Source organism: Laspinema sp. D2d (genome assembly GCF_025370755.1).
GTDB lineage: Bacteria > Cyanobacteriota > Cyanobacteriia > Cyanobacteriales > Laspinemataceae > Laspinema.
Window position 1 is genome coordinate 80,713 of record NZ_JAMXFC010000018.1, and the last position, 18,629, is coordinate 99,341.

Consider the following 18,629-nt stretch of genomic DNA (forward strand, 5'->3'; position numbering starts at 1 on the left):
ATGTCCTCTTCCGGTCGATATCAAAGTAAATTATTCAATTTTCTGCAAGCGGGGTCTCGGAAACTGGCGACCCAGTTAGAAAAGGCCGGACAGCAGATCCGCTGGATCGCCCAAACTGGGGGCCATTATTTACTGATTCCGGTCTATGCAGTGTATCAGGCCACGCGGTTTGTGGGAAAGCAGTTGGCGGGAACCGCTAACCCGTCGGAGGACTCCACCAAAACCCTGGGAAATGCTGAGGCGAATCCAGGGACGAGAGAATCTGACCGACTCTCGGAAACCCCAGAAGGCGATCGCCCGATCGCCCGAGTCTTGAGTGGGGTGGAACTGGTGGCAGTTGCTGCCTCAACAGCGGATGCCGGGGAATCCTGGCAAGTTGTGGTCACAAAAGAGGACAACTCACCCCAACCCCAGGAGGTTCTGGCGTTACCCTCGGGACGGACTGGGTTGCGAGAACGGGTACTGAACTGGATTCCGGAGAAAATTCTAGCCCGGTTTGGCGTCAAGGGCGATCGCCCGGGAACTCTGGTCCCGGTCGCATCAATGGAACAATCCTTAACGGTGGCAACTCCCGCCTCGGCGATCGCCACTTCTCGTCCGGTGATTCAAGGGATTGCTACCTTGCTGGAAACCCGGAGTTTAGTTCTAATCAGCGATCGCAACCAAATTTTAGATATTCTCACCCCTGTCCAACAGCAACAATTGCAAGCCAGAATTGATGGGGAACTGGCAGCAGCAGCGTACCACCTCGAACCGAAAAGCTTGCCATCCCAAGCAACCCATTCGGTCCTCACGGGTTCGCCCTCCCAAAAACAGTTACCGCCCGTTAAGCGATTGCGTCGCTTGCGTCAACTGATTGCCGGAGTTCAACCCGTTCCTCTGGGCAACTTATTAGACCGGAGTTTAGCCAAAGTTGGGGATTTGTTGCAACCCTCCGCCCTGGTTTTGCAACCGGATGGAGTCGGGGAAGTTCCTCAACCCCAGGGGAAGGTATCTCCTCGCCATCAGCGTCAACCTAAAATAGAAGCCGTCTTGTTAAAGATGGATGCGGCAGTAGCGAGATGGGAAGGGATGCCATTACCCCAGGGAGGAACCCTCAGCGAAACCGTTGCCGATCGCGGCGAGTCTCTGCTGAAGGGGATTCAACACCTGGCGATCGCCCTCGTCACAGACCCTCAGCAGGACACCACGGATTCTGAACTCTCCCCTGAACAGCAATCCCTATCCCTGCAAATGCAACGGTTGATTCAATCGGCAGTGGATTATTTCTTTGGGACTTCCGATCAGGCTTTAACGGGAAGCAGCGATCGCCCGTTGACTCAGGTTGAAGTTTCGGCGAAAGATTTAGCACAAACGTTTGAGAATGTCAAGCCTTTAGCTGGAAATTCTGAGGCGGCGACTGGGCAATTGTCCAGTAACCCGGAATTAGACCCGTTGCCGGACTCCGTTTGGGGAGTTGAGGCGGTGGAACAATTTCTGAACCCACCCTATCCGACCAGCCGACGAATTGGGCAGCCCCAACCCGTCAGCAAGTCCTCCCGCAGCAAATCCAGCAAAGGAAATCCCCGCCGAGTCCAACCCCAGCGATCGGTTCCCCGGACCGCAGTCCAACCCACCGCGACGGTCACCGTTGAAACCACCTCACGGGTTAGCCGTCCCAGTCCCGTTGTTGACTCTCCTGTGCAATTGCCACCCCAGGTCGAAACCCCACCAAAAAGCGACTGGATCGATGTGGAAATTGCCGAATTTGAATACATTATGCACCCCTTAGAGCAAGCTTTGAAGTGGTTTGATCAGGTCCTCTTCTGGCTGGAAGAAAAACTGATTCAAGGGTGGCAATGGGCGCGGCAACAACTGTTTAGTTAACGGCTGACACCCAATCCGGTTGTCTCTAGTTAGTTTATCTCGATTAGCCCGCCTAGACGGTTGTTCAGCAACTGCCTGGGCGGGCTACTCTATAAAAAACGATTTTTGATAGCCGGATTGGGTATTCGTGGGAAGTTGGGGAACGAGCGATCGCCAACAGACGTCCCCCAGCGCAGGGTGCAGGAAACCAAAATCCATTGGCCCATCTCAACTCGGGAACGAGACAAAAATATTTCTTAATAAAACGGGACAGCCTTCCGATATGATAAAAAAACTGGAGAGTCTGGATGGTAAACTCTCACAGCTTTTCCAAACACTGGAGATATCTGTATGGTGACCCTTAAAATCGTAGTTTATGTTGTTGTCTCGTTCTTTGTGGCCTTATTTGTCTTTGGCTTTCTGAACGGAGACCCGGCCCGTAACCCAAAACGGCGCGACCTCGAATAATCAAGGAATTTTCAGACCTTGATGGCGATCGCAGGGGCGGCCTTTGGGTCGCCCAAGCATCGCGAACCGGGGTAAAGGGTTCGCGTTTGGGCTATTGATTGTTAAGTCTAATCCTGTAAATATGCCTTACCCGGTTCTGCCTCCCTCACCGCCTGCTATAGTTACACCTGTTTCCCCCGAATCTATCAACTCAGAGGCGATCGCCGCTTCAGTGGATGATTCCGCAGCCAACTTATCGGGACAAATTCAGCCCACCCCACCGGAAACCCTGATCACTGAACCCGAGTATGGCGTCAGTTCCGCTGCGCTTTTAGGTCCACCGTTAGAAATCTCCTCACCGCTGAAACGGGTGGAAGCCCCGGTCAATGCAGCTACCAAAGAATTAGAACACTCTGAAACCCCCATAACTCCACCGGAGACGAAGCAACTCCCCAATCTGGAATCACCGGGGGAAAAAACCCCTGAGTCTGAGGCAAGCAAGACTTTATCAATTGGCTTGCGATGGACCCTGCGTAACACCGCTGCCTTCCAAGAACCCGCATCCCCTGGGGAATCGGCATCGGTGACGGAACCTGAACCCCAGACTCGGGATTTGTATCCCGACGAAGCAGAAACCGTAAAACGCCCGGTGACCCCGGACGGGGAAACCCAGGAAACCGTAGAACCCCCGGTGACAACGGCGCAGGAAACAGACCCAGAAGCGCCTGAGATTGTGGTGCAAGTTCCTCAACCTGCTGGGCAAAATGCCACCCCACCAACGATCGCCCCAGCGGATACCCTGGAAATAAAAGCCGATCGCCAGGAGTTCGATAACGAACGGCAAATTGTTACCGGGGAAGGCAATGCCCGGATGAGAGGGCGCGGGGCCGCCATCGACGCAGAACGCCTGCAAGTTAATTTAGAATCCCAGGTGGCGATCGCCGAGGGAGATGCAGTCTATGCCAAAGGACAGCAAGTCCTCCAAGGCGATCGCATTGAATATGACCTCGTGCAGAATCGCGGCGGCATTGATGGGGCCAAAGGGGATATTTTTACCCCCACCACCGCAGAAGACTTTTCCCCCACCCTCCCAACGGATGTCTCAGCCGCCGCGCTGCAACAACAGGATATCATGGACCGACTCCGGGCTGGAGAACCCCCCAGGCGAATCACTCCCGCTGGGGCGGTTACCTTTGGCGGGGGTCGCGGAAGCCTTCCCACCGCAGGCGGAACCATTGATCGCTTTCGCTTTGAAGCCGATCGCCTGAATTTCAATGATTTGGGATGGGAAGGGACCAATGTCCGGATGACCAACGATCCGTTTTCTCCTCCAGAGTTGGAATTGCGATCGCCCCGGGCCACCTTTCGCCCCATCTCTCCATTACAAGATGAAATTTTTGCCAAAAGTCCGCGTTTAGTCTTTGACGATCGCATCTCGATTCCGTTATTAAGAGAACGAGTCATTCTTGATCGCAGCGATCAAGACCCGTCCTTAATTCGCTTCGGCTACGATCAAGAAGATCGAGGCGGAGTCTATGCCGAAACCACCGTAATTCCGCTGGGCGGCAGCGGACCCGTTCAAATTAATTTAATTCCGCAATATTATATTCAACGAACCTTGACCGATGGCATTGGTAATCCCTCCCGCTTATTTGGACTAAAAGCGCGGTTTGGGGCGAATCCAACTCCAACGACTTCCATTGTGGGAGAAGCCAGGTTTACAGATTTTGATTTTAATGATGAAGAAGAGAATTTGCGAGGCACATTGCGGGTTCGGCAAATGGTGGGAACTCACGCCGTATCCGGAGAATATAATTATCGCGATCGCCTGTTTAATGGGTCATTGGGATATCAAACGGTGCATCAAAATGTCGGAGTAGTCGTCACTTCTCCGGTGATTAACCTCGGCGCAACTGGCATCAATTTGAGCTATCAAGCCAGTGCACAATATATCAATGCGGATAGCGATCGCATCGACCTTCTCCCCCTCGTCCGGACTAACAATCGCATTGACTCTAGCCGATTTCAAGCCTCTGCTGCGCTTTCTAGGGGCTTTTTGCTGTGGCAAGGGAAAGCCTTACCCCGGACAAGGACGGAAGGATTGCGTTATACTCCCGCCCCCGTTGTTCCCTACGTTCGACTCTTTGGCGGATTAACAGGCGTCGCCAGTATTTATGGTTCTGATGATACTCAAAATGCCCTCACCGGAAGCATTGGGATTCAAGGACAGTTTGGGCATTTTTCCCGGCGCTGGCTGGATTATACTGGGTTTAATGTGAGTTTATCGCGCATTTGGAAAGATGGAGACTCACCCTTTTTATTCGACCGAATTGCAGATTCTAAGGTACTGACAGCCGGACTCACTCAACAAGTCTATGGACCGTTTAGAGTGGGGGTACAAAGTTCATTTAATTTGGATACAGGGGAACGAATTAGTACCGATTTATCGATGGAATATAGTCGGCGCACTTATGCGGTGAATCTGCGGTTTAGTCCAGAACGGCAAGTTGGATCCGTGAGTTTGCAACTGAATAATTTTAGTTGGTTTGGGAGTGGCAATCAGTTCTCCCCCGTGGGCGATCGCTAACTCAATTCATCCCTTAAAAGGAGTCATAACGAGTTCGTATTTTCAGGTGATCCGTTAGGGTTGGAGAGGGGCTAACCTGCCGACCCTAACGGATTGACACCGAACAGGTGAGAAACTCGATGGTCTAACCAAACTGTTCATAATGAGCAATAAATCCCGACGAGATCCTCACGGGTTCTGCCTATTTAATTCGGTAGAGGCGTCCTAAAGGATTGATCCAATTGCGATCGGGCTTCCAGGCGGTCATCCTCCTTTGGGTTGGCGGGCAATATTTCTCTTGAAACTTCCCTCTGAGGAGGGATGTCGTTTTTTAGGGTCCTAGAGAATAATTAAGATTTATCGATGATGCCTGAAAATTTAAGGGTAGCATGGGTATAATTAGTTTAGCATCCCTATGGGAGATTTAGCAAAAATTTCGGGTATTTAAAACACTAATTTATTGATTTTATATGTCTACTTTAAAACAAATTGCTATGCAGCTTAAAGATTTACCCATTTCCTCTTTATCCCCCGAAACAGCGATCGAGCGAAAAGTGGTAACTCTTTCCCCAGACACCCCCTTAGACGAGGCCCTGGGGTTGATGCTGCCCGAAAAAACAGCCTGTCCCTTGCCGACTGGACTTTTGGAAGACTCAAAACCCCGAGAAGAGATCGGGCCACTCTGTTTGTTGGTCATTGAAAATGAGCAACTTGTAGGACTATTAACGGAATGGGATTTTGTCAGACTAGGGGCAGAAAAAGCCGATTTAAAAGAGATGACTGTTCAGGAGGTGATGATTCAAAATATTGTCACGATTAAAGAAACAGAATTTAGTGATATTTTTACCGTTTTAAAGATATTTAGAAAATATAAAATTCGGCATCTTCCTCTGTTAAATGACATGGGAAATGTCCGAGGAATTGTCACTCTCGATAGTATTCGTAAAGTCTTAAAACCCGCCGATTTACTCAAAGGAAAACGGGTGGAAGAAGTGATGGCAACTGATGTCATTCATGTCCCTCCCAAAACCTCTGTCTTGCAAGCGGCTCATTTGATGTCAGAGTACCGAGTTGCCTCGATTATTGTCACCGAAAATATAGAACCTGCCCCAGAGGAAACCGAGGGCAATTCTACCTCATTTTCTTTGCCGGTAGGGGTGATTACCGAGCGAGATATTTTGCATTTTATGGCTTTAGAACTTGACCTAGAGCAGGTCCGAGTAGGAGATGTGATGAGCGAACCCCTGTTGTGTTTAAACCATCAGGAATCCGTCTGGACCGCTCATCAACAAATGCAGCGACGACAGGTGGAACGCTTGATTATTTGTGGAAATCAAGGGGAACTTTTGGGAATCATTACCCAAGTAATTTTAATGCAAACCCTTGACCCCAACCAACTGTATGGGGTGATTCATGGATTAGAACAAAAAGTCTGGAAACTGCAAGCCGAAAAAGTCGAATTGTTGCACAGTCGTAATATTCAACTGGAAAGAGAAGTTAACCTTCGCACAGCGAAGCTGCATGAACAGGCATCGAGAGAACGACTGCTGAATAAAATTGCCCTAAGAATTCGGGAATCCTTGAATCTTCATGAGATTCTGAATACGACAGTATCTCAAGTTAGACAGCTTTTAAAAACGGACCGGGTGATTATTTATCAATTTGGCCCGGATTGGAGTGGAAAGGTAGAAGTTGAATCCGTGCGGGATAAACACCTTTCGATTTTGGGGAGAACGAGTCAAGATACTTGCTTTGAAGAAATGGCAATGAGCTGGTATCAACAAGGAAATACCCGAGCGATCGATGATATTTACACCGCCAACTTAACCCCCGGCCATATTCAGTCCTTAGAACAGTTTCAGGTTCGGGCTAACTTAGTGGTGCCGATTTTGCAAGGGGAGGACTTATGGGGATTGTTGATTGCCCATCACTGTCTCGATCGCAGAAAATGGAACCCCTCAGAAATTGATTTTTTAGAAAAATTGGCAACTCAGGTGGCGATCGCCATCAATCAATCCACCCTCTTTCAACAAGCCCAAACCGAGCTCGCCCGCGCCATTCGAGCCGAAGCCGAATTACAACAAGCCAAAGATGAATTAGAAATCAAAGTGCAAGAGCGCACCGCCGAATTGAAGGCAGCCAATGAGCAATTACAACGGGAAATTCAAGAGCGAAAACAGGCGGAAACTGAGTTGCTATCGAGTCAACGATTCATCCAAAGAATCGCTGAAACTACGCCAAATATTCTGTATATTTATGACCTCGTACAGGAGAAAGATGTTTATAAAAATCGATCCATTGGGGAAATTTTAGACTATACCCCAGAACAGATTGAGGAAATGGGGGAAAACATTTTTCAAGAAATTTTGCATCCCGACGATGTAGGCCAAGTTACTGAACATTTCCAACAACGCACCCTCCTCAAAGAGGAAGAAATCCTAGAAATGGAATATCGGCTTAAAGATGCCCACGATCGCTGGCGGTGGTTCATCAGCCGAGATATGGTCTTTTCCAGAAATGCCGAAGGCTTACCCCATCAAATTCTAGGGACTGCGACAGATATCACCTCTCGTAAACGCGCCGAAGAGGAGTTGCAACAAGCCAATGTCAAACTGAAAGGATGGGTCAGCGAACTGGAACTCCGGAATCAAGAAATGGATATGCTGGGGCAGATGAACGAATTTCTACAAGCCTGCTTGAGCGTAGACGAAGCCTACAAAGCCCTGGATACCCTCCTGCAACCCTTATTTCCCGGGACCTCTGGTGCTGTCTTCATGATGAATGAATCCAAAAATTTGGTAGAGGCAATGGCAAAATGGGGGGATGATCTGCCTACCCATACCCTGTTTTCCCCGAGTGACTGTTGGGCATTGCGCAGAGGTCGCCTGCATTGGATCGATCGCACCAATGCCGGATTAGCCTGCAAACATATTCAGTCGAATCATAACCCCGCCCAGTCTTTATGCGTGCAGATGATTGCTCAAGGAGACACCTTGGGAATGTTGTACTTAGCCAGTGAAGACGAGCGATCGTTGACCCCAGGGAAGCGCCAATTAGCGCGGACCGTTTCTGAACAGGTGTCTTTGGCCCTCGCCAACTTAAAACTGCGCGAAACCCTGCACCAGCAGAGTATTCGGGACCCCCTAACGGGGTTATTTAACCGAAGATATTTGGAAGAATCGTTGAATCGGGAGATTCATCGCGCCTTACGAACAAAGCGATCGCTGGCAATTGTCATGATTGATGTCGATCGATTTAAGCAATTTAATGATACCTTCGGTCATGATGCCGGGGATGCCGTATTGCGAGAACTCGGAACCTTTTTACAAACCAATGTCCGCACCTCTGACATTGCCTGTCGCTATGGAGGGGAAGAGTTAACCCTGATTCTACCCGATGCCGACTTAGAAGATGCTGCCCACCGAGCTGAGGCCCTCCGCCAAGGGATTAAGGAGTTGAAAATCACTCATCGAGGTCAAACCCTGGATCAGATTACAATTTCGATGGGTGTTTCCGCTTGTCCCGATTGCGGAACCGAGGGAAATGACGTGATTAAAGCCGCTGATGCCGCCCTGTATCGGGCCAAAAAAGAGGGACGCGATCGCACCGTCGTGGCCTCCCCTTGAGGGCATGGTGGGACTCCCAGGGACTCTCAGATTCAAGGGGTGAAGAAATAGACGCAACCCCTAAAGGGAGAAGTCATCCCAGTGATTTGACCCAGAGAATTCTTTGGCGAGAGCATCGGGAGGATTTCCGGGATTCGGACATCAAACGCTGTTGCTAGGGGCGATCGCAGATGTAGGATTGAGAGACAATCACCCGTGGTCAAACTCGCGCATGGTAGAGAAGATTGGGGATACCCGGTAGGCAATCAACAATGAACAAAGCGGCCCACGATACTGCATCGGAGAGTGCAGCGGCACTGCTAACTCACTATAGTTTCGATCTCGGTGGCAACAGCACCGGGGACTTGATTGCTGCATGGCTCCTAGAGTATCCGGCAGCTTGGGTGCGTCTAGCTACCATTGAGGCGTTATATCAGGGACGGTATAAAGCCGTTTCTGTCACCCATATTTTAGCCTGTTGGAAACGCCGTAATCAGGCCCTCTATCATTTCAATCATGAATTTGAACGGTTAGTGTCTAGTCAACTGCCGAAAGGGTGGAAAGGGAGCACAGACACAGCAGAAAAACTGGCATCAACAGAAGGGTTGACCGAATTATCCCAAACGGGGGTATTCCCCAGAGCGATTCCTAGTTCAGATGTCCGCCAGTGGGAACGACAAATATCTCGTCATCCTCTCCCGGAGAGTGGGACATCGGAACCCGCTGCGATCGCCACGGAACCGGAGAATTCTCCCTCATCGGACGCCGAAGCCCCCATCCCCGCGCCGCCCGGTCATGAGGAGTCGGATCCCTTATCCCTGGAACTCTTAGGCATTGAACCCGGAGAGTCCCAAAGTAGATCCCCCTCATCTCCCGAGACCCTGAACCCAGGGACAACAGAGACGGAAACGACAGGAATACCCGAGGCGATCGCACCCAACAACGATGATTTACTTGGGGACCTCTGGCTCGATCGCCCTCAAGTTCAACCCATTCGTAACCCGAAAGCCACATTCACCGACTTAAAACCCTCCTCTGAGGCTTCCTGCGCGATCGAGGAACCCCAGACGGAGGAATCATCCGAGTCACTCTTCAACAACAGTCCCATCCATCAATTCACCCCGCAAGAAACCTCTTCAGATTTCTATTCCAAGCTCAAAGCAGTCTCCCAAAAACAACCCCAATCTCCCCCCTGAATCCTCCGGTTCTTCTCCTGAAAAACTCACCGTTCCTAGTAACAAATTCAGTCGTTTCTTCAGGTTGATTATTCAATCCCCAAAAGTAATCCAGGGAGGTTTTATCAATTAATTTGTCTTCATGATTATAAATTTTAAGGGATTAATAATTGAGATAAGCAACGACTGATACCCACTCCGATTGCCAAAAGTCGGTTTTCTCTCTTAGCCCGCCCGGGCAGGCTTCGTCCCTGTAGCCGATTCTTTATGAAGTTGTTACTAAGAACCTCCAGAAACAACTGAAGTCGTTACTACAAATATTGAGAACGACTTCAGCAGATCATAACTGGGGGTGGAATGGAATTAAGATTGTGCAGGCTTGCCGCCCATGCGAATTTCACTGTAGAAAGAAGCTCGACTAAAGCCATTTGAGCGCTTAACCACATGGGTTCTTAGGCGCAAATTATCACTGGCATACCAGATGCGTTCTTCCTCGTAGAGATGTTCAGATTCAGCAATGAACGTCACCACATCATCACTACCAATGATGTAACGACTCTGAGTCGCTAATTCATCAGAATTCGTAGATTTCCGAAGCAAACGGCCTTCAGTCGGCTGTGAACCATTGGAGATCGCCACCAAGAGCGTTGAACCGGATTGTTTGGGTTCAGGGTCGATGGGTTTATTTTCCCAGCGAATCCGGACCCCGCCTAATGCTTCTGCCGGATCGATGCGATACTCTTGGCAAAGGGCGATCGCCTCGGGGTCCTCCGATGACAAGGCATCCAGCCAAAGGTCGGTTGTGCCTGCGATAGATTTGACCGCAGCGAGATCTTGACAGGTTCGTTGGGAAAACCACTTCCCGGCACTGTGTTGGAAAAACTCGATAATATCCATCAACGACGTAGGAATACGAAGGAATTGACTTGAGATGGACTTACGGTTGTACCCAATTGGTTCAGCTCAAAACTGTCCACCCCTAGCCTGGGGTGCATCACAGCCAATCCCGTAAGTCCGCTTTTTAATATCCTATGCTGAATCGTGCCTTTGTGACTTTCAGATTCTGGTCGCGCATCTGGCTGACAGAACGCTGATACCAAATCCGGGTATGAAAAGTTTTTATGGAGTAGCCAGCGCAGGAGAGGCTCTGTGTAGTATAGCCCCACCCTGCATGAGTGTGGGCCTCCCAACGGCGATCGTCCAGCCTACTCCGGTATCCCGGGGAAATCCCCAGTAAAATGGCAGATATTACCTGCGGTTCACAACAGAACACGAAGAGAAAATGATGAAATTACCTCGTCTGCGTCAGATTTTACTCTCATCTTGCTTGGGGTTGTTACTCCTGGTGAGTGCTTGCGGTGAAGTCCAAGAACCTTCACGGTGGGATGGAGCCCAGCAACAAAGCACAGAAGTCAATAGCGCATCGGGTCAACCCGTCCCCGGCAGTTCCTTTAACCGCCTATTTCCGTCAGCCAGTGGCGGATATAGTCTCGTTTATACCCAAGAAAAAGCGGGGTTTGCTGAGGCGAAATTGCAACAGGGGAACCAAGATATGGCGATGTTATCCATTTCTGATACCGTCAGCAATCCCAGTGCAGTCCAGAAATTCCAGCAGAGTAGTACGCGAGTAGGGGGATATCCGTCTTCCTCCCTGACGCCGAACGATACCGCGATTTTAGTGGGCGATCGCTTCCAAGTGAAAATCCAATCTCGAAATCCTGCCTTTACCGCCAGCGATCGCGAAACCTGGTTGCAGCGATTCAATCTCAACGGACTCAAGCAACTGAAATAATAAAAATTCCCCGTTCAAAGGTTAACCCATACCAAAAAACCGACTCTTACCCGCCCAAAAAATTACCATTTCACCTAATTCCCCCTACATCAAGGAGATTCCTGTGAGTAAAACTATCTTCCAGTTGGTTGACGACCTCCCCACCAATAACCTAACCGTTCACTCCCTGCGTGCCCTCGATTTTGTTGTTCCCGGTCAGTGGACTAACCTCGTGGGGTTTGAAAACACCATTAAAAGCGTCACCGGGGTAACCGATCAAGCCGTCATCCAACAAATTGGCGATCGGGCCATCCAACTCTACAACGACAAATCCCAAGGCTATCAACGCGCCCTCTGGATCTACCAAACTGTCGATAGTTTTGGTGGAACCCTCGGTGCTGCCGCCCTCGCCAACAAAGTCGGAGAAAAAATCGGCCTACTCGGCTTCCTTAACAAAATTACCCCCCGAGCAGACAAAGCACAAACCATCGACCTTTCCTTAAAAGTCGTCGCCGAATTAATTGCCTTTTGCCAAATCAACGGCATCCCCGGAGACAGCATCGGCGATTTTGTCAACTCCCTCGGCAACTACAGCGGTGAATCCCTGATGCGGATGACGGCCCTCGTGTGCTTCGATGGTCTGATTCCCCTAGGTCCCAACTTTGTCATGAAAGCTCAATCCGTAATCAGTGGATTGAACCCTGGCGATTTGCAAGAAAATGCCATGTTTAAAAGCCTCAGCAGCATGATTCCGGGAGGAAATGCGGCGGGTCAACTGGGCTTTATTGGGCAAAGTTTCGCCTCTACCTCCGGCTGGATGAATAACTTCGTTGCCTCTCGCGGATTAACCCCCCAAAAAGTTGCCAACAGCCTTCAGCAATTTATCGAAGTATCCGATGATAAGTTGGACTATTTAGCGGCATTCTTGGATATGTCCACCAATTACTATGAGCATACAGGGATTCAAACCCTCGCTCATCGGTTGATCGAACGAGCCGTTGCCGAGATTTAATTGAGGATAAACCATGTCACCAGACAAACCTAAGCCCGAGGAAGCATCGAACAATCCGCCGACTCCACCGGCGAATCCAACTGCGGGAGAATCGGTTACTCCTGCTGCCTCTAAAGAGCAGGCCCCGAGTATCGACGAACCCGAAGCAACGGATATGCCAACGGCGAACACCCCCGATCCGGCGAGTGCGAACCCGGAAGAAAACCCGAATGCGGCGGCGGAACCCAAAGCCAAAAAACCGGCAGCCAAAGCCGGTGCTGCTAAACCCCCAGGAAAGGCAGCTAAAGCAGGGGATGCCGAACCGGAAGCGGCTGGAGCGAAAAAGGCCAAGGCTCCGGCAGTCGAAGATAAGCCCTTTGCTGAGTTCATCGAACAGGATTATATCCCCGCCTTGAAAACAGCCCTTGCCCAAAAGGGGATTGAGGACTTACAAATCGCCTGGTCTAAGCAAAAAGTGACCATGCCCGGTTTTACCTCCGAGGAAAGCTGGGCACAGGTTAAGGGGGACTGGTTGGGCGGCGAGCGTCACTTCCGGGTTTATTTCCCGACGGAGGATATCAAAGGACCGAGAGCGTTTTCCTGCTTTGAGCGGGTGAGCCAACCCAGTACCTTAGAACCCTTCTTGATTGATGAACGCAAGATTGACCTGGATGGGTTGGTCTTTTATGTCGTCCAAAGACTGACGGCTCAAAAGTGGGTAACTCGCAATTAGTAGACCTCTTGCAAAATTATGGATAGATCCCCCCCAACCCCCTTAGATCCCTTACAAGAGTAGGTTTTTTACTTCCGGTCCCCTCCCCTTGGCAAGGGGAGGGTTAGGGTGGGGTCCTCCTGATGTGGGGATCGCCACGTCAGGAGGAATGGTTGGGTGGAGAGTGTCGCCGGTGGCGAATCACCATGACCGTAAAAAACCTACCCTTGTAAGCCCTTAGATCCCGCTCCCGTCCCCCTTAAGAAGGGGGAAGCCAGAGGAATAAATGTTTATTTATCGGGGGAAGCCAGAGGAATAAATGTTTATTTATCGGGGGAGGCCCGAGGAATAAATGTTTATTTATCGGGGGGCTTAAGAGAACTTTGCAAGAAGTCTAGGGATCACAATTCGTTGAATCGATAGATGACGACTCCGGTAACGGGGTCGTTTTCTACGCTGACATAACCGGCGGACACCATCTGGGTGAGGGCTTGTTCGACTTCGGTAAAGCCCCGGTTGGTGTCCATGACAGCTTGGGTGACGGAAAGGTGACCCCCCCGGGCTTGGGCGGCTCTGACGAGGGCGATCATCAGTTGATCTTGGGTTTGCAGGCTGACGGTTTGACTAATGGAATTTTGAGGGGCTAAGGGAACTCCCGTTGCTGATATTCCGAGTTTTTTTCTCATTTTGTCTTGGTATTTATCCACCATCCCCGGCAGAATAAACCCATCCACAATTTGACCTAAAAAGAATAAGTTCCAGGTACAAAACCACAGGACTCCGGTGACATATTTGCCGTTATAAAACCGATGCAGGCCCCCCACTCCAAAAAAGCCTGCCATCCATAACAGGTAACTGACACCGAGTCTGACGGATTTTTCTTGCTGCAAACGGGACATTTGCTCCCCTAACTCCTCTACGGATGACAAGGCATTTTTTGGGGGGGTGAGGGCAGGTTTCGGGGGGGTTCCGGTTCGGTTTAAATCGGCAAGGACCTGGGTGACGGAACTATAGCGCCGAGATAGAGGCTGTTGCAGCATTTTGTCCAGAACCCACCTTAAGGTATCACTGACGGGATTATCGACGAGGTAATCGGGCCAGACCCAGGCCCCTTCTCGGGAGTCGAAGAGTTCAAAGGGGTCGATTTGGGTCATCAAATGAATGCAGGTGATTCCTAAACTGTAGAGATCACTGGCAAAGGTGGGTTTCCCGATCGCCTGTTCAGGGGCTGCATATCCGGCACTGCCAATGACAGTACCGCTTCGGCCTAAACTGGTGCCGGTGACGGCTTTGGCGGAACCAAAGTCTACTAAGACAAGCTGTCCGTCACTGCGGCGACGAATGATGTTTTCAGGTTTGATATCCCGGTGAATGACCTGGCGATCGTGGACATATTGCAGGACGGGAAGTAAGTTATTTAACAGTTGACGAATCTGAGCCTCGGTGAACGGACCCGATAGGGCCAGTTCGTCCGCGAGATGTTGTCCATCGATGAATTCTTGGACTAAGTATTGCCGTCCCTCCTGTTCAAAGGTTGCCAGCAAGTCGGGGATTTGGGGATGTTGTCCGAGTTGTTCGAGTTGGATGGCTTCTTGGCGAAAAAGTTGGGAAGCTTTGGGGGAATTGCTGTTGATCTGGGCGTCGGGATGGAATTGTTTGATGACGCAACGAGGTTTGGAAGGTTTGTATTCGTCGATCGCCAGGAAGGTTCTGCCAAAACCACCCGCCGCGATCGGTTGGATGGCACGGTAGCGATCGCCCAACCTTAACCTCGCGCCACAATTGGCACAATATTGCGCCCCATCCTGGTTCTGGGGCTTCTGACACTGAGGATTTAGGCAGAAACTCATAAACAATAAGCGATAGTGATGCCTGTGCTTTCATGTTGGCACAACTCCCCATCAAGGTGCTTGTCCTCCTGGGGAATCCTTCCTCCTCCCGGATGCCTGACTGAACCGCTTCCTGATCGATGGGGATACTCCAACTTCCCTCCCCTTAACCCCTTTCTCCCCTGTGACTCATTCTCCTTTGAGAATTTTCACCCCAAGCTTTACAAAAATTGACGTGGTTTTGTGAATTTTAACGCTTTGGGCTGTTCCGAAAGTCTCATACCCTGGTAGACTGGAGTTCGTAACCAGGCATCATTCATAAAAATGCCGAGCGATCCGCATTGAAAGAAGTCGCGCCATTCGTGCAGCTTCTGAGTCGGTCTCCACCTCGCCTGAAGCAAATCAGCTATAACACCACCCTCACCTACACCTATGGTAGATTCCCTAAAGAAACCAGCGTTTGAAGAAATCCGCCCGGGGGTTAAAGCTCCCGCCAAGGACACCATCCTGACGCCGCGCTTCTACACCACAGACTTTGATGAGATGGCGCGCATGGACATCTCCCCCAACGAAGACGAACTCCAAGCCATTCTCGAAGAGTTCCGCGCCGACTACAACCGGCATCACTTCGTTCGGGATGAAGAGTTCAACCAATCTTGGGATGGGATTGATGGGGAAACTCGTCAACTGTTCATCGAATTTCTGGAACGCTCTTGCACTGCTGAGTTTTCTGGGTTTCTTCTTTACAAAGAACTAGCACGCAAGCTCAAAGACAAAAATCCAGTTCTAGCCGAGTGCTTTTTGCTGATGTCTCGGGATGAAGCGCGTCACGCCGGATTCCTAAACAAAGCGATGAGTGACTTTAAGCTCTCCCTGGATTTGGGATTTTTGACCAAAAGTAAAAAATACACCTTTTTTAAGCCGAAATTCATCTTCTACGCGACCTATTTATCGGAAAAAATTGGGTATTGGCGCTATATCACGATTTATCGGCACTTGGAAGCGCATCCTGAACATCGGATTTATCCGATTTTCCGGTTCTTTGAGAACTGGTGTCAGGATGAAAACCGCCACGGCGATTTCTTTGATGCCTTGATGAAGGCCCAACCTGACATTTTAAACGATTGGAAAGCCAAACTGTGGAGCCGTTTCTTTTTGCTCTCGGTTTTTGCTACGATGTTTTTGAATGATATTCAGCGTTCCGGATTCTACGCGGTTCTGGGTCTCGATGCGCGTGAGTATGATATTCACGTCATCCGCAAGACCAATGAAAATGCAGGACGGGTTTTCCCGGTAATTTTGGATGTGGATCATCCAGAGTTCTTTGCCCGATTGGATACTTGCACGCAAAATAATGCTAAAATAGCAGAAATCGCAGGTTCTAACCAGCCTAAGATCGTGCAGTTTTTCCAGAAGCTACCCCTTTACATCTCAACTGTCTGGCAAATCGTGCGGCTTTATTTGTTGAAGCCTATTGATAAAACCGCAGAACAAGGGGTTGCTCACTAGATAGTTTTCCGGTTTCGCTCCTCTGTTGTTTCGTCTTTCGGCTCTGCTCACCGCAGAGCCGTTTTTATTGGTTATAGGATCGGTGGCGGTGGGGATTTCTACTCTATGAAAGCAAGCCGTCTAAGGGGTGGATTCTGGGGTGAGGGGCCATGTAAAAGGACGATTGCGATCGCCAACAAATCGAAGAGGGCGATCGCCGTATCCCTTATCAAGAGAAACCTAGGCGGATCTGACTGTATTTTTGAGTTGCTATTCGGAAAAACCCTCCTCCTCGCTGATCCTAGAAGAGTTTTAAAATTCAGTCAAGACAATGGTTTTCCCCGTGTAACCGCAGAGGGATATACAGACAAAAAGTTAAATGGGGAGATTGCCTTTAGGGATTTGGTATCACCTGATTATTGCAGTAGTCCTCAGTATTTTTAACTAAAGAAACTTTAACTTCTACAGGCTTCTCCTGACTGGCTTCTATCACAAACTCACTCGGTCCCACCGGAGAGGGTTTCCCCCAGTCATAGGCATAACCTAACCCTGTAAAAGGATATTCACTTTGAGAAATTCTCAAATTCTTCATCACTTCTTCTATTTTTGAACGTTCCATTTGACAATTATTTCGGTCAATAGTTCCATCGCTACAGGGTCGCTTGATATGTTCTGCTTTGACCCAGATTTCCACAAAAGCATCCTTGCTTTTATCCAAGGATGTTGGCTCAGGCTTCAATCCCAAATATTGAGTTAATCTCAAATCCAGCATCATCTTACGACTCAAGTTCAAATGAGTTCCAATCCCAGCAGTAGCATTACAAAAATTGTACACTTCCGGTTTTGCTGTTACCCAAACAGTTCGCTCTAATTTTACCGGCTTTTCTCCTCCTCTCCAACTTTCATAATATCTCTGATTGGTCCAGGTTACCATCAAAAACTCCGTCTGATTATTATCATTTCTTCTATGGAGAATTCCTTGGTTATTATTTTTTTTAAGGACAATAGTTGGTTAGAAGTATCATTTTCATCTAAAGTTTGCACCTCATCAACAGCGCGATTGAAACTTTCAACTAAATGATTATAGCTCTCAGATTTGTAAGACGGGAGATGATGCCATACATTAAATTCTGAATGACCTGTGGAGTTCGATTTGTATAAAGAAACATAACCCTCAGAGTCGGTGGAAAATATTGCCGGTTACACATTTTGATTTGACCTGTTGTGTATATCCTGGGTCTTCCAGGGGGTAACCAGTGGTCCCAGAGATAGAAATAACTGTTCTAAGATCCAGTAAACCTCACTCCTGTTTTTGTTGGTGTTTGCATAACGTATAACTTAATCAAGATCGAAGTATTTTTTTGCCTCTTGGACAAATGTGAATTACAGCAGTTTTGTCAATCCGTATAATTACTTGGTTTTTACAAAAATGTCAGTGAGCAGACTATTGAAATATTTAGGGTTATCAGGTGCCGATCGCACCGAGATAGAAACCAGGCAGTCTCGGTGAGGCGATCGCTCTGGGCCCAGCAGACTTTACCCTAGAGGGCGATCAGTTTTGACTTATCACTTTTTAGGTATTGTTAATTTGTTATATGAAAAATAGGGAGGTGTGTGGCCCTGAATACAAAATCCTGTTGAAAGGCGATCGGTCTCCATCTTTGAGTTTCTCAACCTGGCCCCAACTTCAAAACGGCGGTAAAGGTTTTACCGTTTCAATCCCTGAAAGGGATTTAGGGCCATTGAGATTTGACGGGATGCAGACCCAGTGAAGCAGTTGGTCTGCGTTTCAATCCCTGAAAGGGATTTAGGTCCATTGAGATGTTGCGCTTTAGGAAATAATCATCTACTATATGCGGTAGTTTCAATCCCTGAAAGGGATTTAGGGTAGCCTGTTTAGTGTCCTTAGAGACGATTGAAGCATATGCGGTAGTTTCAATCCCTGAAAGGGATTTAGGGTTAGGATGATTGATAAAAACGCTTTTATTCCGTTTATATGCGGTAGTTTCAATCCCTGAAAGGGATTTAGGGGCCGGTAGTTGAAACCCTTGGTATATGAAGTTTTCAAGGTGAATTTGCGCGGACCTAGATTAAAAATACCATTACAGAAGTCAACCTGTAAATAGGTTGGGTTCATTTTTTCTTCAAAACATCTCCCTCATATAGGTTTCAGCATTTGCGCGAACCCGCAGGCCGCGTA

General features: G+C 49.1%; 12 protein-coding genes. 9 read left to right on the plus strand and 3 right to left on the minus strand.

Annotation, left to right across the window (positions count from 1 at the left end; all coding sequences use genetic code 11):
* The 5 genes from NG796_RS13820 to NG796_RS13840 all read left to right on the plus strand — a co-directional run bounded on the left by NG796_RS13820 (position 1) and on the right by NG796_RS13840 (position 9,659).
* Entirely contained in the window at positions 1-1,866 is a 1,866-nt protein-coding gene (locus tag NG796_RS13820; RefSeq protein WP_261207418.1) for a hypothetical protein, read from the plus strand.
* Between the two features lie 330 nt (positions 1,867-2,196).
* On the plus strand, positions 2,197-2,313 hold the full coding sequence (locus NG796_RS13825) for a photosystem II reaction center protein I (RefSeq protein ID WP_015151639.1): 117 nt from the start codon (positions 2,197-2,199) through the stop codon (positions 2,311-2,313).
* 121 nt (positions 2,314-2,434) lie between these two features.
* Positions 2,435-4,879, plus strand: coding sequence for a DUF3769 domain-containing protein (locus tag NG796_RS13830; RefSeq protein ID WP_261207419.1), 2,445 nt, complete (start codon positions 2,435-2,437; stop codon positions 4,877-4,879).
* A 449-nt stretch (positions 4,880-5,328) separates the two neighbouring features.
* Complete coding sequence (locus NG796_RS13835; RefSeq protein ID WP_261207420.1) at positions 5,329-8,484, plus strand: diguanylate cyclase; 3,156 nt, start codon at positions 5,329-5,331, stop codon at positions 8,482-8,484.
* A 251-nt stretch (positions 8,485-8,735) separates the two neighbouring features.
* A complete protein-coding gene (locus NG796_RS13840; RefSeq protein ID WP_261207421.1) occupies positions 8,736-9,659 on the plus strand; it encodes a hypothetical protein in 924 nt (307 codons plus the stop codon).
* 342 nt (positions 9,660-10,001) lie between these two features.
* Here the strand turns inward: NG796_RS13840 and NG796_RS13845 are convergent, their stop codons facing one another.
* The gene (locus NG796_RS13845) at positions 10,002-10,535 is read right to left on the minus strand and encodes a phycobiliprotein lyase (protein WP_261207422.1); all 534 of its coding nucleotides are present in this window, start codon (positions 10,533-10,535) and stop codon (positions 10,002-10,004) included.
* A gap of 385 nt (positions 10,536-10,920) precedes the next feature.
* Between NG796_RS13845 and NG796_RS13850 the strand changes: the two genes are divergently transcribed.
* From NG796_RS13850 to NG796_RS13860, 3 genes are all read left to right on the plus strand, one after another.
* The gene (locus NG796_RS13850) at positions 10,921-11,430 is read left to right on the plus strand and encodes a hypothetical protein (RefSeq protein ID WP_261207423.1); all 510 of its coding nucleotides are present in this window, start codon (positions 10,921-10,923) and stop codon (positions 11,428-11,430) included.
* A gap of 103 nt (positions 11,431-11,533) precedes the next feature.
* Positions 11,534-12,421, plus strand: a complete 888-nt coding sequence (locus NG796_RS13855; RefSeq protein ID WP_261207424.1) for a hypothetical protein — start codon at positions 11,534-11,536, stop codon at positions 12,419-12,421.
* 13 nt (positions 12,422-12,434) lie between these two features.
* Positions 12,435-13,133, plus strand: a complete 699-nt coding sequence (locus NG796_RS13860; protein ID WP_261207425.1) for a DUF2996 domain-containing protein — start codon at positions 12,435-12,437, stop codon at positions 13,131-13,133.
* A gap of 380 nt (positions 13,134-13,513) precedes the next feature.
* On the opposite strand, the gene NG796_RS13865 is transcribed toward NG796_RS13860, so the two are convergent.
* Positions 13,514-14,962 carry a protein kinase domain-containing protein gene (locus NG796_RS13865; RefSeq protein ID WP_261207426.1) on the minus strand — a complete coding sequence of 483 codons (1,449 nt, stop codon included), beginning with the start codon at positions 14,960-14,962 and terminating at the stop codon, positions 13,514-13,516.
* Between the two features lie 411 nt (positions 14,963-15,373).
* Here NG796_RS13865 and acsF point away from each other — a divergent pair, with 411 nt between their 5' ends.
* Entirely contained in the window at positions 15,374-16,450 is a 1,077-nt protein-coding gene (gene acsF / locus NG796_RS13870; RefSeq protein ID WP_261207427.1) for a magnesium-protoporphyrin IX monomethyl ester (oxidative) cyclase, read from the plus strand.
* A gap of 373 nt (positions 16,451-16,823) precedes the next feature.
* Here acsF and NG796_RS13875 read toward each other — a convergent pair whose 3' ends face one another.
* Positions 16,824-17,363, minus strand: a complete 540-nt coding sequence (locus NG796_RS13875; protein ID WP_261207428.1) for a hypothetical protein — start codon at positions 17,361-17,363, stop codon at positions 16,824-16,826.
* Positions 17,364-18,629 lie beyond the last annotated feature (1,266 nt).

What these genes read in the sequence shown, in the direction of transcription:
- NG796_RS13820 (WP_261207418.1), top strand. Translation starts at nt 1, where the DNA reads ATGTCCTCTTCCGGTCGATATCAAAGTAAATTATTCAATTTTCTGCAA.
- NG796_RS13825 (WP_015151639.1), top strand. Translation starts at nt 2,197, where the DNA reads ATGGTGACCCTTAAAATCGTAGTTTATGTTGTTGTCTCGTTCTTTGTG.
- NG796_RS13830 (WP_261207419.1), top strand. Translation starts at nt 2,435, where the DNA reads ATGCCTTACCCGGTTCTGCCTCCCTCACCGCCTGCTATAGTTACACCT.
- NG796_RS13835 (WP_261207420.1), top strand. Translation starts at nt 5,329, where the DNA reads ATGTCTACTTTAAAACAAATTGCTATGCAGCTTAAAGATTTACCCATT.
- NG796_RS13840 (WP_261207421.1), top strand. Translation starts at nt 8,736, where the DNA reads ATGAACAAAGCGGCCCACGATACTGCATCGGAGAGTGCAGCGGCACTG.
- NG796_RS13845 (WP_261207422.1), bottom strand. Translation starts at nt 10,535, where the DNA reads ATGGATATTATCGAGTTTTTCCAACACAGTGCCGGGAAGTGGTTTTCC.
- NG796_RS13850 (WP_261207423.1), top strand. Translation starts at nt 10,921, where the DNA reads ATGATGAAATTACCTCGTCTGCGTCAGATTTTACTCTCATCTTGCTTG.
- NG796_RS13860 (WP_261207425.1), top strand. Translation starts at nt 12,435, where the DNA reads ATGTCACCAGACAAACCTAAGCCCGAGGAAGCATCGAACAATCCGCCG.
- NG796_RS13865 (WP_261207426.1), bottom strand. Translation starts at nt 14,962, where the DNA reads ATGAGTTTCTGCCTAAATCCTCAGTGTCAGAAGCCCCAGAACCAGGAT.
- acsF (WP_261207427.1), top strand. Translation starts at nt 15,374, where the DNA reads ATGGTAGATTCCCTAAAGAAACCAGCGTTTGAAGAAATCCGCCCGGGG.
- NG796_RS13875 (WP_261207428.1), bottom strand. Translation starts at nt 17,363, where the DNA reads ATGGTAACCTGGACCAATCAGAGATATTATGAAAGTTGGAGAGGAGGA.